19 protein-coding genes and 1 pseudogene are annotated in these 21,126 nt (G+C 69.2%); 7 read left to right on the forward strand and 13 right to left on the reverse strand.

Annotation, left to right across the window (positions count from 1 at the left end; all coding sequences use genetic code 11):
* The 7 genes and pseudogenes from HMPREF1224_RS45265 to HMPREF1224_RS14190 form a co-directional block, all read right to left on the reverse strand.
* Positions 1-268: pseudogene (locus tag HMPREF1224_RS45265) on the reverse strand (ShlB/FhaC/HecB family hemolysin secretion/activation protein); the annotation flags it as partial.
* Positions 269-580: 312 nt separating this feature from the next.
* Complete coding sequence (locus HMPREF1224_RS14165; protein ID WP_003120098.1) at positions 581-1,105, reverse strand: hypothetical protein; 525 nt, start codon at positions 1,103-1,105, stop codon at positions 581-583.
* Positions 1,106-1,151: 46 nt separating this feature from the next.
* Positions 1,152-2,300 (reverse strand): PepSY-associated TM helix domain-containing protein, encoded by a 1,149-nt coding sequence (locus HMPREF1224_RS14170; protein ID WP_003113288.1) that lies wholly within the window; start codon positions 2,298-2,300, stop codon positions 1,152-1,154.
* Positions 2,301-2,417: 117 nt separating this feature from the next.
* Positions 2,418-4,880 carry a ferrioxamine receptor FoxA gene (gene foxA / locus HMPREF1224_RS14175; RefSeq protein WP_003113289.1) on the reverse strand — a complete coding sequence of 821 codons (2,463 nt, stop codon included), beginning with the start codon at positions 4,878-4,880 and terminating at the stop codon, positions 2,418-2,420.
* 143 nt (positions 4,881-5,023) lie between these two features.
* Positions 5,024-6,010 (reverse strand): anti-sigma factor FoxR, encoded by a 987-nt coding sequence (foxR, locus tag HMPREF1224_RS14180; RefSeq protein WP_003113290.1) that lies wholly within the window; start codon positions 6,008-6,010, stop codon positions 5,024-5,026.
* An 8-nt stretch (positions 6,011-6,018) separates the two neighbouring features.
* Complete coding sequence (locus tag HMPREF1224_RS14185) at positions 6,019-6,537, reverse strand: sigma-70 family RNA polymerase sigma factor (protein WP_003089775.1); 519 nt, start codon at positions 6,535-6,537, stop codon at positions 6,019-6,021.
* Positions 6,538-6,625: 88 nt separating this feature from the next.
* The gene (locus HMPREF1224_RS14190) at positions 6,626-7,540 is read right to left on the reverse strand and encodes a LysR family transcriptional regulator (RefSeq protein ID WP_003089777.1); all 915 of its coding nucleotides are present in this window, start codon (positions 7,538-7,540) and stop codon (positions 6,626-6,628) included.
* 124 nt (positions 7,541-7,664) lie between these two features.
* On the opposite strand from HMPREF1224_RS14190, the gene gtdA reads away from it, so the two are divergent.
* The 5 genes from gtdA (at position 7,665) to HMPREF1224_RS14215 (ending at position 12,471) form a co-directional block, all read left to right on the forward strand.
* On the forward strand, positions 7,665-8,726 hold the full coding sequence (gtdA, locus tag HMPREF1224_RS14195) for a gentisate 1,2-dioxygenase (protein WP_003106350.1): 1,062 nt from the start codon (positions 7,665-7,667) through the stop codon (positions 8,724-8,726).
* Positions 8,727-8,738: 12 nt separating this feature from the next.
* Positions 8,739-9,437 carry a fumarylacetoacetate hydrolase family protein gene (locus HMPREF1224_RS14200; protein WP_003089781.1) on the forward strand — a complete coding sequence of 233 codons (699 nt, stop codon included), beginning with the start codon at positions 8,739-8,741 and terminating at the stop codon, positions 9,435-9,437.
* 77 nt (positions 9,438-9,514) lie between these two features.
* A complete protein-coding gene (locus HMPREF1224_RS14205; RefSeq protein WP_003113292.1) occupies positions 9,515-10,861 on the forward strand; it encodes an MFS transporter in 1,347 nt (448 codons plus the stop codon).
* A 12-nt stretch (positions 10,862-10,873) separates the two neighbouring features.
* Positions 10,874-11,518, forward strand: a complete 645-nt coding sequence (gene maiA, locus HMPREF1224_RS14210) for a maleylacetoacetate isomerase (protein WP_003113293.1) — start codon at positions 10,874-10,876, stop codon at positions 11,516-11,518.
* A 41-nt stretch (positions 11,519-11,559) separates the two neighbouring features.
* Positions 11,560-12,471, forward strand: coding sequence for a SphA family protein (locus tag HMPREF1224_RS14215; protein WP_003139136.1), 912 nt, complete (start codon positions 11,560-11,562; stop codon positions 12,469-12,471).
* Here the strand turns inward: HMPREF1224_RS14215 and HMPREF1224_RS14220 are convergent.
* The 4 genes from HMPREF1224_RS14220 to dsbD form a co-directional block, all read right to left on the reverse strand.
* The gene (locus HMPREF1224_RS14220; protein ID WP_010793051.1) at positions 12,453-13,787 is read right to left on the reverse strand and encodes a cytochrome P450; all 1,335 of its coding nucleotides are present in this window, start codon (positions 13,785-13,787) and stop codon (positions 12,453-12,455) included. The two genes, HMPREF1224_RS14215 and HMPREF1224_RS14220, sit on opposite strands and share 19 nt — an antisense overlap.
* 72 nt (positions 13,788-13,859) lie before the next feature.
* A complete protein-coding gene (gene dsbG, locus HMPREF1224_RS14225; RefSeq protein ID WP_003089790.1) occupies positions 13,860-14,630 on the reverse strand; it encodes a thiol:disulfide interchange protein DsbG in 771 nt (256 codons plus the stop codon).
* Positions 14,627-15,463: a TlpA family protein disulfide reductase gene (locus HMPREF1224_RS14230; protein WP_003089792.1), complete on the reverse strand. Its 837-nt coding sequence runs from the start codon at positions 15,461-15,463 to the stop codon at positions 14,627-14,629. The genes dsbG and HMPREF1224_RS14230 overlap by 4 nt, the downstream gene beginning before the upstream one ends.
* Positions 15,463-17,226 carry a protein-disulfide reductase DsbD gene (gene dsbD, locus HMPREF1224_RS14235; protein ID WP_003103572.1) on the reverse strand — a complete coding sequence of 588 codons (1,764 nt, stop codon included), beginning with the start codon at positions 17,224-17,226 and terminating at the stop codon, positions 15,463-15,465. The genes HMPREF1224_RS14230 and dsbD overlap by 1 nt, the downstream gene beginning before the upstream one ends.
* A 162-nt stretch (positions 17,227-17,388) precedes the next feature.
* Between dsbD and HMPREF1224_RS14240 the strand changes: the two genes are divergently transcribed.
* Positions 17,389-18,069 (forward strand): response regulator, encoded by a 681-nt coding sequence (locus tag HMPREF1224_RS14240; protein ID WP_003103570.1) that lies wholly within the window; start codon positions 17,389-17,391, stop codon positions 18,067-18,069.
* Positions 18,066-19,388, forward strand: a complete 1,323-nt coding sequence (locus HMPREF1224_RS14245; protein ID WP_010793052.1) for an ATP-binding protein — start codon at positions 18,066-18,068, stop codon at positions 19,386-19,388. Before HMPREF1224_RS14240 ends, HMPREF1224_RS14245 begins: the two co-directional genes overlap by 4 nt.
* Positions 19,389-19,563: 175 nt before the next feature.
* Here the strand turns inward: HMPREF1224_RS14245 and HMPREF1224_RS14250 are convergent, their stop codons facing one another.
* Together HMPREF1224_RS14250 and HMPREF1224_RS14255 are read right to left on the reverse strand one after the other, a co-directional pair.
* Positions 19,564-20,439, reverse strand: a complete 876-nt coding sequence (locus HMPREF1224_RS14250) for a c-type cytochrome (RefSeq protein ID WP_003103565.1) — start codon at positions 20,437-20,439, stop codon at positions 19,564-19,566.
* Entirely contained in the window at positions 20,436-21,089 is a 654-nt protein-coding gene (locus tag HMPREF1224_RS14255) for a c-type cytochrome (RefSeq protein WP_010793053.1), read from the reverse strand. Before HMPREF1224_RS14255 ends, HMPREF1224_RS14250 begins: the two co-directional genes overlap by 4 nt.
* Positions 21,090-21,126 lie beyond the last annotated feature (37 nt).

Here is a 21,126-nt window from a genome sequence, read left to right on the forward strand (position 1 = left end):
TTTCGTCGAGGTGCCCGGCGCCTTCCAGCTCGATGCGGCGGATCTCGAAGCAGCGCTCGTCGTCGCCGGAGGCATCCGCAGCGGCGGGCGCTCCCTTGCCGGGCAGTTGCTGGAGTTCCTCCAGGCGCTTGCGCTGTTCGTCCAGCAGGCGCTGCTGGCGGTCGCGGATCAGGTCGCGGTCGCCGGGGGAGGTGAAGGGGGCGGCGCTGGCAAGCAGCGGCAGTAAAACCAAGCCAGCGACAACCGCTCGATAGCTAGAACGCAACATCCGATGTCCTGCGAGTTCCCTTCAATATCCACCGCATAGCTAAACGACATGGGCGTGTTGAGGGGGGATTAGTCCAAAAGTAGGAATGCTAATCCAAACAGGGACAGGAGGGAATGGCACTTTGCCTTCATTGCGTCGTCCTGGCTGTACGGACGTTTCAGGATCGATGCGATGTCGTCATTTTCGTAATGGGAAGGACCTATCGGTCTCCAGGCAGCGCTCGGCCGGGTTCTGGTGAGCTGATTATTTGCGCTCGTGGCCCGGCAGAAAGAAGCCCCGCCAAGGCGGGGCTGCTTTGACGCAGACTCGAATTCACTTCACCGGCAGGTCCTTGCCCCACAGGCGCACCGCCTTGATCCCTTCCGCGCCGCCTTCGAAGACGAAGGTCTGGCGGATGCCGGCCTTGGCCGGAACGGTGACGTCGTCGGGGTTGGCGAGGGCGACCAGGGCGTTGGAGTAGCCGTCGTTGTCGATCACCAGCAGCGCGCCGGTCTGGGTCAGGTTGATCAGGCGCACGGTGGCGTCGCTGTCGTTCTTGAAGCCGAGGGTGACGGCCAGTTGCTGGTCGCGCGGCTCGGTCTTGAGCACTTCGACCTGGCCGATCTCGGCGAAGCCGGCGTTGTCGGAGACCACCTTGGCGCCATCGGCGCCCTGGGCCGACTGGCGGCCGCTGGTGATGCCCTCGCTGACCCCGCCGAGGAGGTTCTTGCCGGTCTCGATGGCCGAGGACACCGCGGCCTTGGCCGCATCCTTGACCGAGCTGCCCTCCTCCGCGGCCACGGCGCTGCCGGCGGCCAGGGGCAGGAGCAGTCCCAATGCGGCGATCCTTGCGTTCATTCGTCCATCCTCTGGTGGTGTGGGAGGCAGCCAGACTAACAGCCGTCTAGCGGCCGTTCCAGTGGCGCGCCCGGCGCTTGCGCCACCAGATGTAGACACCGGTCAGCGACAGCCCGGCGATGGCCAGGCCGAGGGCGGCGATGGCGATGCGTCCCGGCAGGCCGGCGATGCGCCCGCCGTGGATCGGGTACTGCAAGCGGTAGAAACGCTCTCCCCAACTGCCCTGCCCGGCGACTTCCTGGCCTAGCAGGCGGCCGTCGCTGCCGTGGAAGAACAGCCAGGACTTGCCCATGGGGTCGTCGTGGTCGCCGAAGCCGGCGCCGAAGAAGTTGTATTCGAAGCTGTAGTACAGCTCGCCGATCGGCTCGGCGATGCCCAGCCGCGCCGCTTCGACGCTGGCCAACTGGAAGGTGCGGTCGTAGTCCAGGCGGGTCTCCCCCAGTTGCTCCCTGGGCAGCCGCCCGCGCGCCTCGTAGACGCTCGGTTCGATCGGCGAGAACAGCGATACCAGCGGCTTGAACACCTGGCTCGGCAGGTTCAGGGCGACGCTGCTCAGCGCCACCGGCGCCAGCAGCAGCCAGAGCCAGAGGCCGCCGGCGCGATGCAGGTCGAAGTTGAAGCGGTAGGCGTTGCCGCGCTTGATCTTCCAGGCTGTCGTCCACTTGCTCCAGAACGGCCGGCCGCGCGGCAGGGTCAGCCAGGCGCCGACGAAGCAGTCGAGGAACCAGAACATCGCCACCCCGCCCATCAGGTACAGGCCCCAGTTCCCCGGCAGGGTCAGGTTGTGGTGGAACTCCAGGACCCAGGGAACCAGGTTCGCCGGCTGGAAGCAGCAGGCCGCCCAGAGGCGCTTGCCGACTTCCTCGCCGCTGACCGGGTCGAGGTAGAACACGTCGTGCTCGACCTTGGCGCCGGCCTCGCGCGGCACGGTGGCGAGCAACGCCGGATGCCCGCCCGCCTCGGGATACTCCATATACCACACCAGTTGTCGCGGATAGCGTGACTCGACGCGTTGCACCAGGCTGCCCGGGGAAAGGCGCTCGCCGCCCTCGCCCACGGCGTAGAAGCCGGGGTTCAGCCATTCGTCGATTTCATGATGGAAGGCCAGCAGGCTGCCGGTGAGACCGGCGAGGAAAAGGAACAGCGCGGTAGCCAGACCGACATAGCGGTGCAGCAGGACCAGGACGGGGCGCATGGGGGCTCCAGGTAACCAGGGTACGGCCGGCGACGCCGGCGAATGCCCGGCGCGTACGTTGCGCGCCGGGCTGCTTGGCCGGTACCGCGGCGCTGGCGCCGGGGCCCGGGAGGACGGTCAGAACTGGTAGTTCACCGTCGCGGTGACGTTGCGCTTCTCGCCGAAGTAGCAGAAGTCCAGGCTGTAGCAGGACGCCACGTAGTCCTTGTCCAGCAGGTTGTTGGCATTGAGGCTGACGTCCAGGCCTTTCAGGCCGAGCTTGCCGAGGTCGTAGCCGATCCGCGCGTCGACCAGGGTGTAGTCCGGCACCCGCAAGGTGTTTTCCTTGTCCGCCCAGGTCTCGCCGACGTAGCGAGCGCCGCCGCCGATGCTCAGACCGCTGAGCGGGCCGGCGTCGAAGGCATAGTCGGCCCACAGCGAAGCCATGTGCTTGGGCGCCTGGTTCGGCGTATGGCCCTGGTTGCCGTCCAGCGACTTGGTGTAGGTGATGTCGGTGTAGGTGTAGCTGCCGAGCAGTTTCAGGTTGTCGCTGAGCTGGGTATGGGCCTCCAGTTCGAGCCCCTGGGAGCGCACTTCGCCGACCGAGGTGTAGAAGTTGTCCTGGGGTTCCTTGGAGGCGACGTTTTCCTGGGTGATATGGAACAGCGAGGCGGTGTAGAAGCTGTTGCTGCCCGGCGCCTGGAACTTCAGGCCGAGTTCCCACTGCTTGCCCTCGGTGGGCGCCAGGGGCGTGCCGGAGGCGTCGGAATAGGCGTTCGGGTTGAACGACTCGGAGTAGCTGACGTAGGGCGCCAGGCCGTTGTCGAACAGGTACAGCGCGCCGATCCGCCCGGTGAATTTCTCCCAGTCGTCGTCGGCCTTGCTGCCGGTGCTGCGGTTCTTGTCGGTGACGCTGACCCAGTCCTGGCGCAGGCCGAGCGAGAAGCGCCACTGGTCGATGTCGATCAGGTCCTGGAGGTAGACGCCGGTCTGCTCCAGGCGGCGGGTGTGGTTGTCGTCCGGGAAATAGCTGATGGCGTCGTCGCCGTAGACCGGGTTGAACGCGTCCAGCGCCGAGGCCGAGCCGGAACGCCAGTCGACCACGGTGCGCCGGCGCTGGTAGTCGAGGCCGGTGAGCAGGGTGTGGCGCGCCGCGCCGGTGGCGAATTCGGCCTGCAGCATGTTGTCGACGATATACGCCTGCAGGTGCTCGCGGGCGCCGCTGAAGTAGCGGTTCAGCTTGTTCGGCTCGCTGGCGCTCCAGCCGTAGGCGTAGACCTGCGACAGGTCGACGTCGGAGTCCAGGTAGCGGAAGTTCTGCCGCGCCGACCAGACGTCGTCGATGCGGTGCTCCAGCTGGTAGCCGAACATCCGCTGGGTGCGGTCGAAGTCGTCCTTGCTCGGCTCGCCATCGAAGAACTCGCGGGAGATGTGCCGGCCGTTGTGGTGCGACAGGGTGCCGTCGGCCGGTACGCCGCCGTGGTAGCCCCCGTTGGGATCGTGTTGCAGGTAGCCTTGCAGGGTCAGGGTGGTGTCGTCGCTGAAGTCGATGGCCAGGGTCGGGGCGATGGCGTAGCGCTCCTCCTTGACGTGATCGAACTGGGTGTCCGAGCCCTTGCCGAGACCGATCAGGCGGTAGGCGATGCGCTTCTCCTCGTCGAGCGGCCCGCTGAAATCGAAGCCCATCTCCTTCTGGCCCATGTTGCCGATGCTGCCGGTGATCTGGCGGTAGTCCTCGTACAACGGCTTCTTGCTGGTCAGCGCCACCAGGCCGCCCGGCAGGCTACGGCCGTAGAGCACCGAGGACGGCCCCTTGAGCACATCGATGCGTTCGAGGAAGTACGGGTCGACCTGCATCGAGCTGAAGGTACCGCTGTCGCCCATGGCCTTGAGCCCGTCGAGGTAGATGTTGTCCACGCTGTTGTCGGCGAAGCCGCGCATCACCACGTAGTCGTAGCGGTTGGAGGCGCCGACCTGGCCGGTGAAGATGCCGGGGGTATAGCGCATCGCCTGCTGCACGGTCTTGGAGGCGGTGTCGTCGATCTGCTCGCGGGTGATCACCGAGACGGTCTGGCTGGTTTCCAGCAGCGGCTTGCTGGTCTTGGTGGCGATCTGGCTATGGGTGGCCAGGTAGCCATCGGTGCTGCCCAGGTTGTTGCCGAGGGCGAAGACCTCCACCGCCTGCATGTTCAGCACATCGCCGTCCTTTGCCGGCGCCTCGCGCAAGACGAAGCTGCCGTCGCCCTGGTCTTCCGCTTCCAGCGGGGTGTCGGCGAGCAGCCGGGCCAGGCCCTGCTGCACGGTGAAACTGCCGCGCAACCCCTGGGAGCTGTAGCCACCGGTCTGCGCCGGAGTGGCCGAGAGGGTGATGCCGGCTTCGCGGGCGAAGCGGTTGAGCACGTCGCCCAACTGTCCGGCGGGGATCGCATAGGGCCGCGCCTGTTCCGCCGCCGCTTCGGCGGCCGAGGCGCAGAGCGGCGCCGCGCCGGCCGCCATGGCCAACGACAGCAGGGCCGCGCGCACCGAACGGCTCAGGCGCGAGGCGCGGGGGAAATCGAGGGACGACGGGGCATTGCGGAGGACGACGGCGGTGGCGGTCATGAACGGGATCCGTTGGAGTCGTTGAAGGGTGTTCAATCGGTAAAGCCGGACCAGTCGCGGAAAGCCGACAAAAATAATGAAAATAATTTTCAGTGCGTTTTGCTCCGGACGAAAGCAAGCGTCCACGCGGCCGCCGGCGCGACTCAGGCGGCGACCACCCTCACCCACCAGCGGGTATGTCGCTGCAGGCGCACCGGCAGGGTCCGCGCGAGCACCTGCAGCAGCTTGTCGGTGTCGTCCAGGCGATAGACCCCGGACAGGCGCAGGTCGGCGACCTCCGCGGCGCAGCCGAGGTAGCCGTTGCGGTAGCGGGCGACCTCGGCGAGGAAATCGGCCAGGCGCATGTCGCGGGTGACGATGAGGCCATCGGCCCAGGCCACGGCGTCCATCTGCGGCCGTTCGAGGCGCCGCACGCCGTCGGCGGCGATCCGATAGCTCTGCCCCGCCTCGGCCACCGGAGCCTGCAGCGGACGCGCGCCGAAGGCATCGATGCGCACCGAACCCTCGCTGACGCTGAGACAGGTGGCGGCATCTTGCAGGCGTACGTTGAAACGGGTGCCGAGGGCCTCGAACAGCCCTTGCGCGGTACGTACCCGCAGCGGCCTGTGCGTGGGCGATTGCGTATCGGCGCCGCTGGCGAGGAAGATCTCGCCGCGGGCGAGGAGAATCAGGCGCTGGCCGGCGTCGTAGCGCACGTCGACCGCGCTGTCGGTGTTCAGTTGCAGGCGGGTGCCGTCGACCAGCTCGATACTGCGCCGCTCGCCGGTGGCGGTGCTGTAGTCGGCGCTCAGGCGCTGCCAGGGCAGGCTATCGCGACCGACCCAGGCCACGGCGCCGCCGGCCACCAGCAGCGACAGCAGTTTCAGCGCCTGGCGCCGCTGCAGGCGCTGCGCGCTACTGTCCAGGGTGCCGTAGGCGACCCCGCCGGGCAGCGCCTTGAAGCGTCCTTGCAGTTCTTCGTTGAGCGCGCTGACCTGCTGCCAGGCCCGCTCGTGCTCGCCGTGCTCCGCGCGCCAGGCCGCGCAGGCGCGCTGCAGGCGATCGTCGGCCGGCTGCGAGCGCAGGCGGACCAGCCAGTGGATGGCCTGCCTGACCACCGCTTCGTCGACCCTACCGCGCGTCCCGTCCACGGCTCCGCTCATTCGCCGTAGCGCAGCAGGTAGCAGTGGTACAGCGCCTCGGCCACGTAGCGCTCGACGCTACGCTGGGAAACCCCCATGCGTTCGGCGATCTGCCGGTGGCTGAGGTCTTCGCACTGGGCCAGGAGGAAGGCGGTGCGGACCTTCGGCTTGAGCCCGTCGAGCATCCGCGAGATTTCCTCCAGCAGTTCCAGCACCAGTTCCCGCGCCTCGGGCGACGGCGCCTGTGCCTCGGGCAGGTGGGCGATGCTTTCGAGGTAGGCGCGCTGCAGTTCCTCGCGACGCCAGTGGTCGATCACCAGGCCGCGGGCGATGGTCCGCAGGAACGCGCGCGGCATGCCGATCTCGCGCAGTTCGCGCTTGAGCAGGATGCGCAGGAAGGTGTCCTGGGCCAGGTCCGCCGCGTCCGCCGCGCAGCCCAGCTTGCCGCGCAGCCAGTTCTGCAACCAGCCATGGTGCTCGCTGTACAGCGCATGCATGGCGCGATGGTGGGCGCTGAGAAGGATCGGGGCGGACATGGGAAAGTCGGGGTGACACATGAATGATAATGAATCGCATTGTCGAGAAGCCGCGGCCTTTTTGCAATAGCACCCGCCGGCCGGCGCCCTACTCGGCCGCCGCGCCTTCGCGCAGGCAGGCCAGCAGGTCTTCGCTGGCACGGTCGCGGTGCGGTTCGTCGCGCCAGCACATGCCCACCGCGCCCTCGCCGGGAATCTCCAGCGCCAGCCTGGCCACCAGGCCGAGCCCGGCAAGGTGCTCGACCACCCGCGCCGAGCCGATGGATAGCATGTCGCTGCCACGCAACAATTCGATGTTGGCCAGCATCGACGATGACTCCAGGCGGTAGGCCGGCGGCTGCCGGCCGCCCTGGGTCAGGGCCATGTCGAGCTTGCTGCGGATCGGCGAGCCGGGCGGCCAGACGATCCAGTCGTAGCGCCGCACGTCTTCCCAGTCCAGCGCGGCGGCCTGGGCCAGGGGGTGACCGGGGCGCGCCATCACCACGATCGCCTCGCTGTAGAGCACCTCGCAGCGCAGGCTGGCGCGCGGCGCATAGTTGTCCAGGCGCCCCACCACCACATCGAGCTGGCGTTTCTCCAGCCGCTCGAGAAGGCCGTTCATGGTGCCTTCGAGCAGTTCCACCTGGGCCCCGGGGTAGCGTCCGAGGAACGCCCGCAATGCGCGCGGCACCAGGCTCGGCGCGGAGGCCGGCGACGTGCCGAGGAGCACCCGGCTGCCGCTGCCGCTGCGCATCGCCTCGAGGTTCTGCCGCGCCCGCTCCATCTCGGTGAGTACGCGCTGGGCGTGGTTGAACAGGGTCATGCCATAGGGCGTCGGGCGCAGGCCACGGGCGTGACGCTCGAACAGCGGCGCGCCGACGTCCTCCTCCAGTTCCTTGAGCCACTTCGACAGGCCCGGTTGGGTGGTGTGTGCGGCCCGGGCGGTGCCGCTGAGGTTGCCGGTCTCCATCAGGCTGACCAGCAGTTGCAGGTGTTGCAGGCGCAGGCGGCGGGTCCAGTCCATCGCAAGCCATCCTCGAATACGTATAGGTCGATGTCTAAATATCATTATTCGGTTATGCCTTCACCTCGAATAATGACTACCAGACCGAGGCGGCCCCGCCTCCTCCCGCCGGAGATTCATCGGTATGCATAACGACAATTCCACCGAGAAGCGCGCCGACTTCTATCGACGCATCCGCCAGCAGCACCTCACCCCGCTCTGGGAAGCCCTGCACAGCCTGGTCCCGGCGCAACCCGCCGGCGGCTGCCAGGCGGCGCTGTGGCGCTATCGCGAACTGCGCCCGTTCCTGCTCGAGGCAGGCGACCTGATCAGCGCCGAGGAAGCGGTGCGCCGCGTGCTGGTGCTGGAGAACCCGGACCTTCCCGGCCAGTCGGCGATCACCCCGAGCCTCTACGCCGGCCTGCAACTGATCCTGCCGGGCGAGATCGCCCCCAGCCACCGGCACACCCAGTCGGCCCTGCGCTTCGTCGTCGAGGGCTACGGCGCCTACACCTCGGTGGACGGCGAACGCACCCGCATGGAGCCGGGCGACTTCATCATCACCCCGTCCTGGACCTGGCACGACCACGGCAACCGCGCCGCCGCGGAAGGCGGCGAGCCGGTGGTCTGGCTGGACGGCCTGGACATCCCGATGCTGCGTTTCTTCGGCGCCACCTTCGCCGAAAACCATGATGAACCGGTACAGCCGTTGCGACGTGGCGAAGGCGACAGCCTCGCCCGCTACGGCAGCAACATGCTGCCGCTGCGCCATCAGCCGACGACGCCGACCTCGCCGCTGTTCAGCTACCCCTACGCGCGCAGCCGCGAGGCCCTCGAGCGCCTGGCGCGCCTCGAACGGCCCGATCCCTGGGAAGGCCACAAGCTGCGCTACGTCAACCCGGCCACCGGCGGCTGGGCCATGCCGACCATCGCCACCTGCCTGCAACTGCTGCCGGCCGGCTTCCTCGGGCAGCCCGCGCGCAGCACCGACGCCAGCGTCTATTCGGTGGTGGAAGGCAGCGGCGTGGCGCAGATCGGCGGCCGGCGCTTCGCCTTCGAGGCCAAGGATCTGTTCGTCGTGCCCTCCTGGGCCGAGCTGCGCCTGGAAGCCGGCGCCACCGACTGCGTGCTGTTCAGTTTCTCCGACCGCCCTGTGCAGCAGGCGCTCGGCATCCTCCGCGAATCCCGCGAAACCCTCGCCCACTGAAGGACCCGTCCCATGAACCATCTCTTCGCGCCCGAAGCACCCGTCAGCCTCACCATCCATGGCAGCGACCAGACCTTCCCGGTGCGGCGGGTCTACTGCGTCGGCCGCAACTACGCCGCCCACGCCCGGGAAATGGGCTTCGATCCCGAGCGCGAGCCGCCGTTCTTCTTCTGCAAGCCGGCCGACGCGGTGGTCCCGGTCGCCGCCGGCAGCACCCTGGAGCTGGCCTACCCGAGCCAGACCGGCAACTACCACTACGAGATCGAACTGGTGGCGGCGATCGGCAAGGGCGGCTGCGACATCCCCCTGGAGCAGGCCGAGGAACACGTCTGGGGCTACGCGGTGGGCCTGGACATGACCCGCCGCGACCTGCAGATGCGCATGCGCGAGATGGGCCGGCCCTGGGAGATCGGCAAGGCCTTCGACCGCTCGGCGCCGATCGGCCCGCTCTACCCTGCCAGCCAGGTCGGCCATCCGCGCCACGCCGCCATCAGCCTCCAGGTCGACGGCGAGGATCGCCAGCGCAGCGACATCGACCAGTTGATCTGGTCGGTGGCGGAAACCGTCAGCTACCTGTCGCGCTTCTTCGAGCTGCGCCCCGGCGACCTGGTCTTCACCGGCACCCCGGAAGGCGTCGGCGCGGTCGAGCGCGGCGAGCGGATGCTCGGCGCCATCGACGGCCTCGGCGAACTCAGCGTCCGCGTGGTCTGACCCACCGCCCGCGCACGGCGCGGGCCCACCCTGCCCTTCATCCGGGCTGTCGCCAAGGCGACGGCCGAGGAACGCTCATGCCTACGCCCGACAAGAACAACAAGATCGACGTCCAGGCTTTCATCGATGCGCAGGCGGTTTCCGCCTTCCAGTTGCGAGTCCTGTCGCTGTGCTTCCTGATCGTCGCCATGGACGGATTCGACACCGCCGCCATCGGCTTCATCGCCCCGGCCCTGGCCCACGACTGGCAACTGAGCCCGGCGCAACTCAGCCCGATCCTCGGCGCCGCGCTGGCCGGCCTGGCCCTCGGCGCCTTCGCCGCCGGCCCGCTGGCCGACCGTTTCGGACGCAAGAGCGTGCTCCTGCTCTCGGTGCTGTTCTTCGGCGGCTGGAGCCTCGCCTCGGCCTACGCCGGTTCGGTGGAAACCCTGGCCCTGCTGCGCTTTTTCACCGGCCTCGGCCTGGGCGGGGCGATGCCCAACGCGATCACCCTGACCTCCGAATACTGCCCGCGCCGGCACCGCGCGCTGATGGTCACCGCGATGTTCTGCGGCTTCACCCTCGGCTCGGCGCTGGGCGGCCTGCTCGCCGCGCGGATGGTCCCGGCGTTGGGCTGGGAAAGCGTGCTGCTGCTCGGCGGCGGCCTGCCCCTGGCGAGCCTGCCGCTGCTCTGGGCATGCCTGCCGGAGTCGGTGCGCTTCCTCGCCCGCCGCGCACCGGACGCGGCGCGCCTGCGGCGCATCCTCGAACGCCTGGGGCGCCTGCCCGACGGCTGGGCCGGACGCCTCGAACTGCCCGCCGACGAGTCCGACGGCACCTCGCCCCTGCGGCAGATCCTCGGCGCCGAGCTGCGCGGCGGCACCCTGCTGCTCTGGGCCACCTTTTTCATGGGCCTGCTGATCATCTACCTGCTGACCAACTGGCTGCCGACGCTGATCGGCGGCACCGGCTTCAGTCTCGGCGAGGCGGCGACGATCAGCGCCATGTTCCAGCTCGGCGGCACCCTCGGCGCACTCCTCCTGGGCAGCGCCATGGATCGCTTCGACGCGCACCGGGTGCTGAGCCTGGCCTACGTCGGCGGCGCCCTGTTCATCCTCGGCATCGCCAGCCTCTACCACAGCTTCGCCCTGCTGGCGCTGTGCGTCGCCGGCGTCGGTTTCTGCATCAGCGGCTCGCAGGTCGGCGCCAACGCCCTGGCCGCCGATTTCTATCCGACCCGCAGCCGCGCCACCGGGGTCAGCTGGGCCCTCGGCCTGGGCCGCATCGGCTCGATCGTCGGCTCCCTTAGCGGCGGCGCCCTGCTCGGCCTGGGCCTGGGCTTCAGCGGCATCCTCGCCCTGCTGGTGATCCCGGCGCTGCTCGCCGCCGTGGCCGTGCATCGCCTGGGCCGGCGCCGGGCCAGGCCTTCTCCCACCACTCTCTGAACAGGACTTTCCATGCAGCTCTACAGCTTCTTCAACAGCTCCACGTCCTATCGGGTGCGTATCGCATTGGCCCTGAAAGGTCTGGATTACCAGGTAGTGCCGGTCAACCTGCGGCAGGGCGAGCAACTGCGCCCGGCCGACCGCCAGCGCAACCCGATGGGCGCGCTGCCGACCCTGGTCGACGCCGACGGCCGTCGGTTCAGCCAGTCGCTGGCGATCATCGACTATCTCGATGCCGTGCAGCCCGAACCGCGCCTGATCCCTCTCGACCCACTGCATCGCGCCCAGGCGCTGGAACTGGCCCTGCTGGTGGCCTGCGACATCCATCCGCTGAACAACGTGCGGGTGCTCAAGTACCTGACCCAGGTCCTCGGCATAGACGCCGAGGACCGCCAGCGCTGGTACGCGCACTGGGTCGCCGAGGGCCTGGCGGCGGCGGAGACCCTGCTGAACCGACACCGTCGCGGCGCCTTCTTCGCCGGCGCCGCAGCGGGCATCGTCGAGTGCTGCCTGGTGCCGCAACTGGCCAACGCCCGGCGCATGGGCTGTGACCTGGCGCCCTACCCGGCGTTGCTCGAACTGGAGGGGCGCTGCCTGGCGCTCGAAGCCTTCCAGCGCGCCAGCCCCGAGCGCCAGCCCGACTACCTGCCGGACTGACGCGCTGCCCCGTGGAAAACAACAACAAGAAGGACACGCCCATGACCACCCGCATCCGGGCCAGCCTGCTGGCCCTGCCCCTGCTGCTGCCCTCGTTCCAGGCTATCGCCGCGCTGCCGGGGATGAACCTCGGCCAGACCTCCTTCCTCGACGGCAAGGCCCTGCCCGGCACGCTGTTCCAGCAGTTCGTGAATATCTACGAGGCCGACGACTTCATGGACGCCAACGGTCACCGGCGCCCGCTCGACAACCGCCTGCGCACCCTGCTCGCCACCAGCCACTTCGCCCACATCAGCCAGCACCAGCTGTTCGGCGCCTACTACGGCGCGGAAATCCTCGTCCCGGTGCTGCTCGCCGATCCCGACTTCGAACCCCACGCCGGCAGCGCCAACGGCCTCGGCAACCTGATCGTCAGTCCGTTCATCCTGCAATGGCCGCAGACCGAGCTGTTCGGCCGGCCCTACTGGCAGCGCCTGAACCTCGCCTTCCAGTTACCCACCGGGCGCTACGACAGGCATCGGGCGATCAATCCCGGCAGCAACCACTGGAGCTTCAACCCGCACTACGCGCTGACCTGGGAATTCGCCGAAGGCTGGGAAGCCAGCGCTCGCCTGCAGTACCTGTTGCCGGGCAAGAATCGCGACCCGGCGCCGCCGTTGGCCGACGACTACCTGCAGCCGGGCCAGGCGTTCCACGCCAACTACTCGGTATCGCTGGCGCTGGATGCGCATTGGCGAGTCGGGTTGTCCGGCTACAGCCTGCGACAGATCACCGACGAGCGGGTCGACGGGCACGACCGCCCGGACTCCCGCGAGCGGGTCGATGCCATCGGCCCGGCGCTGATGTTCGGCTGGGGCAAGTCGCGGCTGTTCCTCAACGCCTATCACGAATACGGCGCACGCAACCGCAGCGAGGGCAGCCGGCTGATCCTGCGCTACTCGCAGGTCTTCTGAGCGTCGCCTTCCGGGACGATCGGCAAGCGCTCCAGGGTGCGGAACACCGAGCTGCGCCGCCAGCGCAGGTCCGTCGGTTCCGAGGCCAGGGCGAAACGGCGACGCACCAGGCCGCGCAATGCGCATTGCAATTCGAGCCGGGCCAGGTACGCGCCCAGGCAGTAGTGCGGACCATGGGCGAACGCCACGTGCTGCTTGGCGTTCGCTCGCTGCAATTGCAGACGGTCGGGGGCGGCGAACATCTCCGGGTCGCGGTTCGCCGCGAGGAAGCTCAGCCAGACCTTCTCTCCAGGCGGAATCCGCTGGCCGCCGATCTCCACCTCCTCCAGGGTGCAACGCACGCCGCCGCGCACCGCGCCGTCGAAGCGCAGCAGTTCCTCCACCGCGTTCGCCGCCAGCTCCGGGCACCGCCGCAGCAGATCGAGCTGGTCGGGATGGGTGAGCAGCGCCAGCGTAGCGTTGCCGACCATGCTGATGGTGGTTTCGAACGCGGCCATGAACACCATGGCATAGGCCGCCACCAGGTCCTCGAGGCCCAGTCCGGCCTCCAGCATCGCGGCGCCGTCGAGGATGCTCGGCGCCGCGCCGGACGGCGGGCGCGAAGAGCCATCGCTCCAGCCGCGCGCCTGGCGTTGCAGGTAGTCGCTGAAGGCGGCCGCGCTGCGGTTGATCTGCCCGGCATCGCCGTGGCTGGCGGCGAGATCGAGCCCGGCGGCCAGGTCGCGGCCCCAGGGCAGCAGTTGCCCGGTGTCTTCGCGGGGAAAGCCGAACAGCTCGGCGGCCACCCGGATCGTCAGCGGTTCGGCGAAGTCCCTGAGCAGATCGGGCTCGCGGCGCTCCAGCAAGCTGTCGAGGAGCTCTTCCACCAGCGCCTCGATGCACGCCTCCCAGCGGCGCACGGCGTCGGGGCCGAAGGCCGGAGCGAACAGCCTGCGCAGGCGGGTGTGCCGCGGCGCGTCGTTGAACAGCATGAAGTTGTCGTAGAAGCGCGCCAGCGGTTGCAATTGCTGGTGGCCGAACCAGCTGGCGCCGCCCTGGCGGACACCGGCGGCGCCAAGGCGAGCGGGGTCGGCGGAGAAACGGCGGTCGCGCAGGCACGCCGAGACATCGGCATAGCGACTGATCCACCAGATCGAGGCCTGGTCGCGGCAGACCGGCGCACGGGAGCGGATCAGCCGCAACAGCGGATAGGGATCGGCGACGAAGTCGGGATGGTAGGTGTGGATGTCGAAACCGTCGCTCCGCGGAGCGAGCGCCGGACGCTGAGCGTCATGGCGCGGCTGCGCGCTGCCTTCCTCGCTGAATGCGTCGTCCATGGCCCTCGCTCCGCTGGGTTGGCGTAACGCAGGGAGTATAGATGGCCGGCGGCTCGGCGCCGGCCCGGAGGATCAGCGCGGACCGAGGATCTCCGCCAACTGGTCCGGCTGCGGCGCGCCCTGTTGCTGCTGCATGCGCCCCTCGGCATTGAGATAGAAGATCGCCGGGGTCGCCGCGGCGCCCATCGACTCCATCAGTTCCATGTTGCCGGCGAGCTGCTTGCGCACCGCCGCCGGGATCTTCGCCAGCGGCTTCAGGGTGCTGGCCTTGCCCGCCTGCTCATGGTCGTGCAGGGCCTTCTGCGGGTCCTTGCTGGCCAGCAGCGCAGCGGACTTGGCTTCGCTGTCCTCGCGAATGATGCCGACCATGATATGCCGCAACTGCACCTTGCCGGCATCCACCCAGGGTCGCGCCTGCTCCCAGAACATGGTGCAGTACGGGCAGTTCGGGTCGCTGAACAGGTAGACCACGCGCGGCGCGTCGGCACGGCCATCGGCGATCCAGGCGCTCTGCTCCATCTTCTGCCACATTTCCTTGGCCAGCGGCGCATACACCAGGCGCTCCAGCGGTTCGCGGCTGAGGTCCTTGCCCTGGGCGTCGAACAGGTGGCCGGTGAGTACGTGCTTGCCGTCGGGCGTCAGGTACAGCGCCATGCCCTGGTTCTGGTATTCGGCGGCGTAGCCGCGCAGGCCATCCGGGGCGTCGAAGCTGCCGAGGATGCGGGCGCCCTTCTCCTGGACCATGCGGATCGGCGCCGGCAGCTCCTCCGCCGCCGTGGCCAGGCCGGCGTTGAGGAGGGTCAGGCCCAGGCCAAGGGTGATCAGGTTGCGCGGCAGTCTCATTCGGAACTCCTGGTTGCGGGGGCGGCAGCGGCCGGCTCGAAGGCTTCGAGGTAGCGCGCCAGGCTGCCGCGGGACAGTTCGCCGAGATGGCTGCCCAGCAGGCGGCCCTCGGCGGTGTAGAAAACGGTGGTGGGCAAGGCGACCGAGCCGACCTGCTGGCCAAGCTGCCCGCCGTTGTCGAACAGCAGGTTGTCCAGGCGCAGGTTCTCGCCCTGGAGGAAATGGCGCACGGTCTCGGCGCTCTCGCCCTGGTTGGCGAAGAGGAACACTACGTCGGGATTCTCCGCCTGCGCCTGTTGCAGCACCGGCATCTCGCGCCGACACGGCGGGCACCAGCTGGCCCAGAGGTTGATCACCAGCGGGCGGCCCCGGAAATCGGCCAGTTGCACCGACTCGCCGGCGGCGTTGCGCAGGCTCAGTTCGGGCAGGCGCGTACCGCGCTCGTAGATGCCCAGGCCCAGGCTGCCAAGCAGCCAGAACGCCAGTCCGAGGCTGGCGCCGACACCCAGCGAGCGACGTAGCGCCGGTCGCCGCCAGGCCCAGAACAGCGCGCCGAGCACAGCGGCGAGCAGGCCTGGCCAGGCGAGGAAACCGCCATCGCGGATATCCAGCATCTGTGCGAAGTCGCCACGGTACTGCGGCCAGTAGCGCACCACGAAGGCCAGGCGCGCCACCAGCAGGCCGAGCAACAACAGGTTGAACAGCACCGGCTCGGCGTTGCGCCCGCCACCGCGCGCCGCCAGCCAACCGCCGAGCAGCGCGGCGCCGAGGGCGAGGAACAGCAGCAGGTGTTGCAGCGAGACCACCAGCGGCCCCAGGGAAAAACTCAGCATCAGCCGCGCTCCCGGGTCGCCTGCCAATGGGCGAGGAAGCCGCCGGCGTCGACTTCGCCGGTCAACCGGCGCGCGCGGCGCTCCTCGCCTTCCGGGCCGATCCAGATCAGGCTCGGCGGGCCGGGTACCTGGTAGCGGTGCAGCAGCTCGCGGCTGGCGGCGTTGTCCGCGGTCACGTCGAGCCGCAGCAGGCGCACGCCCTGCAGGGCGGCGAGCACATCGGGCTTGGCGAACACCTGTTTCTCCATGATCCGGCAGGACACGCACCAGTCAGCGTAGTAGTCGAGCAGCACCCATTGTCCCTCGGCCTTGGCCGCAGCCAACTGACGGTCCAACTCGGCCGGCTGGCTCACCGTGAGGAACGCCTCGTGCGCGCTGGCCGTCGGCGTAGCGCCCCGGTTCGCCGCCGCATACACCTGTAGCGGACGCCAGGGGTCGTCGGCCCCGGCCGCGGCGCCCAGCAGCATCGCCGCGCCCCAGAGACCGAAGATGCAGCCCGCCGCGCCGAACAGCACCGCGTGCCGCGCCAGGCCTCGCGCTGTGTGCAGCGCGGCGTAGGCCAGGACCAGCAGCAACGCGCCGCCAAGGCCGATCCACAGCGCCTCGCCGAGCAGCGGACGCAGGAGTATCCAGGCGGTGCCGAGGAAAAGGAAGCCGAACACGCCCTTGACCAGGTTCATCCAGGGACCGGGCTTGGGCAGGAAGCGGCTGCCGACCGTCACCAGCAGCAACAGCGGCATGCCGATGCCGAGGCCCAGGCTGAACAGCACCAGGCCGCCATGCAGGGCATTGCCGGTCTGCGCGATATAGAGCAAGGCGCCGGCCAGCGGCGCGGTCATGCACGGTCCCACCAGCAGCCCGGACAACGCGCCGAGCGCAGCGGCACCGGCCAGGCTGCCGCCCTTGCGGCCGCGACTGAGACCGTCGAGGCGGTCGCGCAGGGCAGCCGGCAGTTGCAGCTCGAAGAAGCCGAACATCGGCAGCGCGAGGAACACGAACAGCGCGGCGAAGCTGCCCAGCAGCCACGGCTGTTGCAGCCAGGCCTGCAGGTTGCCGCCAAGCAGCGCCGCGACCACCCCGAGTCCGGCGTAGACCAGCGCCATGCTCAGCACGTAGCTACCGGCCAGCAGCAGGCCTCGACGAGGGCCGGCGCCGCTACCGACCACCAGCCCGGCGAGGATCGGCAGCATCGGCAGCGAACAGGGAGCGAACGCCAGCAGCAGGCCGAGGCCGAAGAACAGCAACAGGCTCCAGGCCAGGTTGCCGGCCTGCAGGCTGCCGGCCAGGCCCTGGTCCTCGGCGACTTCGCCGCTCGTCCCGGCGGCGGCAGGGCCGGTACCGCCCAGGTCGAGCGCCTGGCTCTGCGGCGGATAGCACAGGCCGGCATCGGCGCAGCCCTGCCAGCCCAGGCGCAGTTGTCCGGCGGCGGCCGCCGGCAGGGTCAGTTCCAGGCTCTGGCGATAGACCTGCGACTCGCCGAAGAACTCGTCGCTGTGGCTTTCGCCGGGCGGCAGCTGCGGCTGCAAGGCCGGGTCGAGTCCGTCGAAGCGCAGGCGCTTCTGGTACAGGTAGTAGCCCGGCGCGATCTGCCAGCGCAGTTGCACCTGGCCGTCGTCGAGGCGCTCCCAGGTGAAGCGGAAGGCTTTCTCCACCGGCAGGAAATCCGTCTGCGTCGCGCCGCGCGGCGCGAACAGGTCGTCGCCCGGTTGCGCCTGGGACAGGCCCGGCAGCAGGAGCATCAGGAGCAGGATCAACACACGCATGGATAACGCCTTCTACGATGAACTCGGCGGCAGCATGGCCAGCGACGATTAACAGGCCGTTAACGCGGCCACGGGAAAACCCCGGCGACGCGCCGGGCGGGGCATAATCCTGGCTTAATTCGCCCGCTTCAGACTCCTATCCCTTTAACCAGCGATACCGCCATGCATGTACTGCTCACCGAAGACGACGACCTGATCGCCAGCGGCATCGTCGCCGGCCTCAACGCCCAGGGCCTGACCGTGGACCGGGTGGCCAGCGCCGCCGATACCCAGGCGCTGCTCCAGGTGGCGCGCTTCGACGTGCTGGTCCTCGATCTCGGCCTGCCCGACGAGGACGGCCTGCGCCTGCTGCAACGCCTGCGCCAGCAGGGCGTCGACCTGCCGGTGCTGGTGCTGACCGCGCGCGACGCGGTGACCGACCGGGTCGCCGGGCTGCAGGCCGGCGCCGACGACTACCTGCTCAAGCCCTTCGACCTGCGCGAACTCGGCGCCCGCCTGCATACCTTGCAGCGGCGCTCCGCCGGGCGTTGCGTCAACGTCATCGAACACGGCCGCCTCAGCTACGATCCGAGCACCCGCGAAACCTGGCTCGACGGCCGCCCCGTGGAACTGTCGCGACGCGAACAGGCGCTGTTGCAGGCATTGCTCAACAACCGCGGGCGGATCCTCAGCGGCGAGCAGCTCAAGGACAGCGTCTATGGCTTCGGCGACGAGGTCGAGAGCAACGCCCTCAACGTCCACATCCATCACCTGCGGCGCAAGCTCGGCAACGCCATCGTGCAGACCGTGCGCGGCCTCGGCTACCGCCTCGGGCCGGCGCGCGGCGACGGAGACGACGCATGAGCCTGCGCCTGCGCCTGACCCTGATCCTCGGCTCGGCCTTCATCCTGCTCTGGTCGCTGGCCGCGGCCTGGATGCTCTGCGACCTGCGCGGGCAGATGATGCGCTCCTTCGACCAACGCCTGGCGGCCTCGGCGCGGATGGTTGCCGGCCTGCTCCAGCAGTTGCCGCAGCCGCAGCCGGCGGACGGCCAGACCACGCGCCTGAGCGCGGAGCAACTGGGAATTCCCAACGGCATGGCCTGCCAGGTCAGCTCACTGCGCGGCGAAGTCCTGGCGCAGAGCCATGCCACCCCGGAGCGGGCGCTGGACAGCACCGCCAGCGGCTTCCGCGACCAGGAAATCAACGGCGTGCTGTGGCGCAGCTTCACCGTGCAGGCCGGCGATCTGCGGGTCAGCACCGCCGACCGCCTGGAAGAGCGCGACGTGCTGCAACGCTCGGTGGTGGTGGCCGCCGCGGTGCCGGTGACGGTCGCCCTGCTCGGCAGCCTGGCCCTGCTCTGGCTCGGCGCCGGCCAGGGCCTGGCGCCGCTCAAGCGGATTCGCGACGCCCTCACCCGACGTGGCGCCGACTCGCTGGAGCCACTGGAGCTGGCGGCCCTGCCGAGCGAACTGAAGCCGCTGGTGGAAACCCAGAACCAGTTGTTCCAGCGCATCGCCCAGGCCATCGAACGCGAGCGACGCCTGACCGGCGATGCCGCCCACGAGCTGCGCAGCCCGCTGACCGCGATCAAGACCCACCTGCAGGTCGCGCGCATGACCGAGGGCGCCGCCGCCGAGCAGGCCCTGGCCCACGCCGAGGAAGGCGCCGACCGTCTGCACCGGACGCTGGACCAGCTGTTGCTGCTGGCGCGGGTGGAAGGCAGCCTGTCGTTCGACGACGGCGTGCAATGCGGCGCCGAGGACGCCGCCCGGGTAGCCATGCACGACGCCGGCCACGGCGACGTGCGGATGTTCGAGCTGAAGCTGGCCGACGGCTTGTCCGAGGCGCCGCTGGAAGTCCCCTCGGTGCTGGCCATCGCCGCGCTGCGCAACCTGCTGGACAACGCCCTGCGCCACACCGCCGCCGGCACCCGGGTGGAGCTGGCGGTGGAAACCGCGCAAGGCTGCGCGCGCTTCCACGTCCGCGACCACGGTCCGGGCATCGCCGAAACCGACCTGCCGCACCTCACCCGGCGTTTCTGGCGCCACGGCAAGAGCGGCGGCAGCGGGCTCGGCCTGGCCATCGTCCAGGCTATCGTGCAACGCTGCCAATGCCGGCTGGACTTCGACAGCCGCGCGGACGGCCTGCGGGTGACGCTGGAAATGCCGCTGCGCGAGTGATGCGCGGGCCCACCCGCCAACCGGCCCCCGTAGGGCGAATAGCCGCCCGCGGCTATCCGCCGGACCGAGGCCCAGGCATCGGCGGATAACGCCGTTGGCGTTATTCGCCCTACCCCCGCGCCGACCTGCTTCCGCCGGACCGGGTCTCCGTCCTGCGGACGCCAGGCCACGAGGGTCAGATTCCCTGTCCCAGCAGCACGCCGTTGACCTTCTGTCCGTACAGGTTGACGCCGTCGTTGGCATGGAACTTCTGCCGCGTCTTCTCCACCGAACCGTCCACCAGGCGCGGGTCCTGCGGGCGCTCGTGGCTGTTCATGAAGGCGGCGACGTCCCAGGCGTCGCGGTCGCTGAGGGTACCGGGCTTGCCCAGCGGCATGTTGTACTTGATGAAGGAGGCCGCGGTGTTGATGCGGTGCATGCCCGCGCCCCAGTTGAAGGACTGCGCGCCCCACAGCGGTGGGAACACCGTCTGCCCCAGAGCCATCTGGCCCTGGCCGTCGGCGCCGTGGCAGATCGCGCACTGCGCGGCATAGACCTTGGCGCCGCGCTCGATGCTGTAGCCGCCTTCCGGCGGGGCCACGTCCGGATAGCCGCGTCCGGGCAGGCTGACCCCGGTCGGCGCCTGGCTCGCCAGCCAATAGGCGTAGACGGTCAGGGCCTTGATCTCCGGGCTGTCGGCCGCCGGCACCTTGCCGTTCATGCTGAACTGGAAACAGCCCTGCAGGCGCTCGGCGAACGTATTGACCTTGTTGTTCTTGGCGCGGAACGCCGGATAGACCGGATAGGCCGCCCACTGCGGCGCGGAGTTGGCCCGGCGGCCCTGGTCGAGATGGCAGTTGACGCAGTTGAGCTGGTTGCCGACCAGATGCGGCGCGTTCTTCCGGGTTTCCACGAACAACGCCTGGCCCTGGCGGACCATTTCGCCGAAGGCGTTGTCCGGGAGGCTGCTTTCCGCCGGCGGCTGGAACGGCTCCGAGGGCGCCGTTGCCGCGTGGACGGGAGCGACCAGCAGGCCGGCGACGGCCAGGGAAAGGATCGACGGCATGTTCATGGCTGGCCTCCTGCCTGACCGAGGGTGGCGAAGAACTGGCTGACGCTGCGGATCTCCTCTTCGCTGAGGGATTTGGCGATATGTCCCATCAGATCGTTCGGGTCGTTGCGGCGAGTGCCAAGCTGCCAGGCGCGCAACTGGTTGCTCAGGTACATCTCGCCCTGCCCCTGCAACGGCGGGAAGGCCTCCCCCACGCCGATGCCGGCCGGACCGTGACAGGTCACGCACTCGGGAATGTTGCGCTCCCAGGCGCCACGTACCGCCAGGGTCTCGCCGGGGCTGCGCGGGGTGGCCACGCGCGACAGCTCCACCGGCTTGGGCGCCGGCATTGCCGCGAGGGTATTGGCGAGCGCCTGGATCTCGTCGTCGCCGAGAGCATCGGCTATGCCCTTCATCACCGGGTGCTCGCGACTGCCGCCCTGCTTGAGGTCGTGCAGCTGCTTGCTCAGGTAGGCGGCGGGAAGGCCCGCCAGGCGCGGAAAGCCGGCGGCGGCCAGGCCCATGCCATCGGCGCCGTGGCAGGTGACGCAGGCCGCGGCGGCCGGGTTGGCGCCGCCCTGTGTGTAGAGTTTCTGGCCGTCGACGGCGGCCTGGGCCGTCGCCGCCAGCAAGGCGGTCAATGAAAACAGCAGTCGGTGTGCAACCGGCATGGCAGGGTTCCTCTCTGGCTTATTGTTTTTAGTTCTA

Origin of the sequence: Pseudomonas sp. P179 (assembly GCF_000478485.2) — a bacterium.
Taxonomy (GTDB): domain Bacteria; phylum Pseudomonadota; class Gammaproteobacteria; order Pseudomonadales; family Pseudomonadaceae; genus Pseudomonas; species Pseudomonas aeruginosa.

What these genes read in the sequence shown, in the direction of transcription:
- HMPREF1224_RS14220 (WP_010793051.1), bottom strand. Translation starts at nt 13,787, where the DNA reads ATGGACGACGCATTCAGCGAGGAAGGCAGCGCGCAGCCGCGCCATGAC.
- HMPREF1224_RS14205 (WP_003113292.1), top strand. Translation starts at nt 9,515, where the DNA reads ATGCCTACGCCCGACAAGAACAACAAGATCGACGTCCAGGCTTTCATC.
- maiA (WP_003113293.1), top strand. Translation starts at nt 10,874, where the DNA reads ATGCAGCTCTACAGCTTCTTCAACAGCTCCACGTCCTATCGGGTGCGT.
- HMPREF1224_RS14165 (WP_003120098.1), bottom strand. Translation starts at nt 1,105, where the DNA reads ATGAACGCAAGGATCGCCGCATTGGGACTGCTCCTGCCCCTGGCCGCC.
- HMPREF1224_RS14250 (WP_003103565.1), bottom strand. Translation starts at nt 20,439, where the DNA reads ATGAACATGCCGTCGATCCTTTCCCTGGCCGTCGCCGGCCTGCTGGTC.
- HMPREF1224_RS14190 (WP_003089777.1), bottom strand. Translation starts at nt 7,540, where the DNA reads ATGGACTGGACCCGCCGCCTGCGCCTGCAACACCTGCAACTGCTGGTC.
- HMPREF1224_RS14240 (WP_003103570.1), top strand. Translation starts at nt 17,389, where the DNA reads ATGCATGTACTGCTCACCGAAGACGACGACCTGATCGCCAGCGGCATC.
- HMPREF1224_RS14255 (WP_010793053.1), bottom strand. Translation starts at nt 21,089, where the DNA reads ATGCCGGTTGCACACCGACTGCTGTTTTCATTGACCGCCTTGCTGGCG.
- HMPREF1224_RS14170 (WP_003113288.1), bottom strand. Translation starts at nt 2,300, where the DNA reads ATGCGCCCCGTCCTGGTCCTGCTGCACCGCTATGTCGGTCTGGCTACC.
- HMPREF1224_RS14215 (WP_003139136.1), top strand. Translation starts at nt 11,560, where the DNA reads ATGACCACCCGCATCCGGGCCAGCCTGCTGGCCCTGCCCCTGCTGCTG.
- HMPREF1224_RS14185 (WP_003089775.1), bottom strand. Translation starts at nt 6,537, where the DNA reads ATGTCCGCCCCGATCCTTCTCAGCGCCCACCATCGCGCCATGCATGCG.
- HMPREF1224_RS14200 (WP_003089781.1), top strand. Translation starts at nt 8,739, where the DNA reads ATGAACCATCTCTTCGCGCCCGAAGCACCCGTCAGCCTCACCATCCAT.
- dsbG (WP_003089790.1), bottom strand. Translation starts at nt 14,630, where the DNA reads ATGAGACTGCCGCGCAACCTGATCACCCTTGGCCTGGGCCTGACCCTC.
- HMPREF1224_RS14230 (WP_003089792.1), bottom strand. Translation starts at nt 15,463, where the DNA reads ATGCTGAGTTTTTCCCTGGGGCCGCTGGTGGTCTCGCTGCAACACCTG.
- gtdA (WP_003106350.1), top strand. Translation starts at nt 7,665, where the DNA reads ATGCATAACGACAATTCCACCGAGAAGCGCGCCGACTTCTATCGACGC.
- HMPREF1224_RS14245 (WP_010793052.1), top strand. Translation starts at nt 18,066, where the DNA reads ATGAGCCTGCGCCTGCGCCTGACCCTGATCCTCGGCTCGGCCTTCATC.
- dsbD (WP_003103572.1), bottom strand. Translation starts at nt 17,226, where the DNA reads ATGCGTGTGTTGATCCTGCTCCTGATGCTCCTGCTGCCGGGCCTGTCC.
- foxA (WP_003113289.1), bottom strand. Translation starts at nt 4,880, where the DNA reads ATGACCGCCACCGCCGTCGTCCTCCGCAATGCCCCGTCGTCCCTCGAT.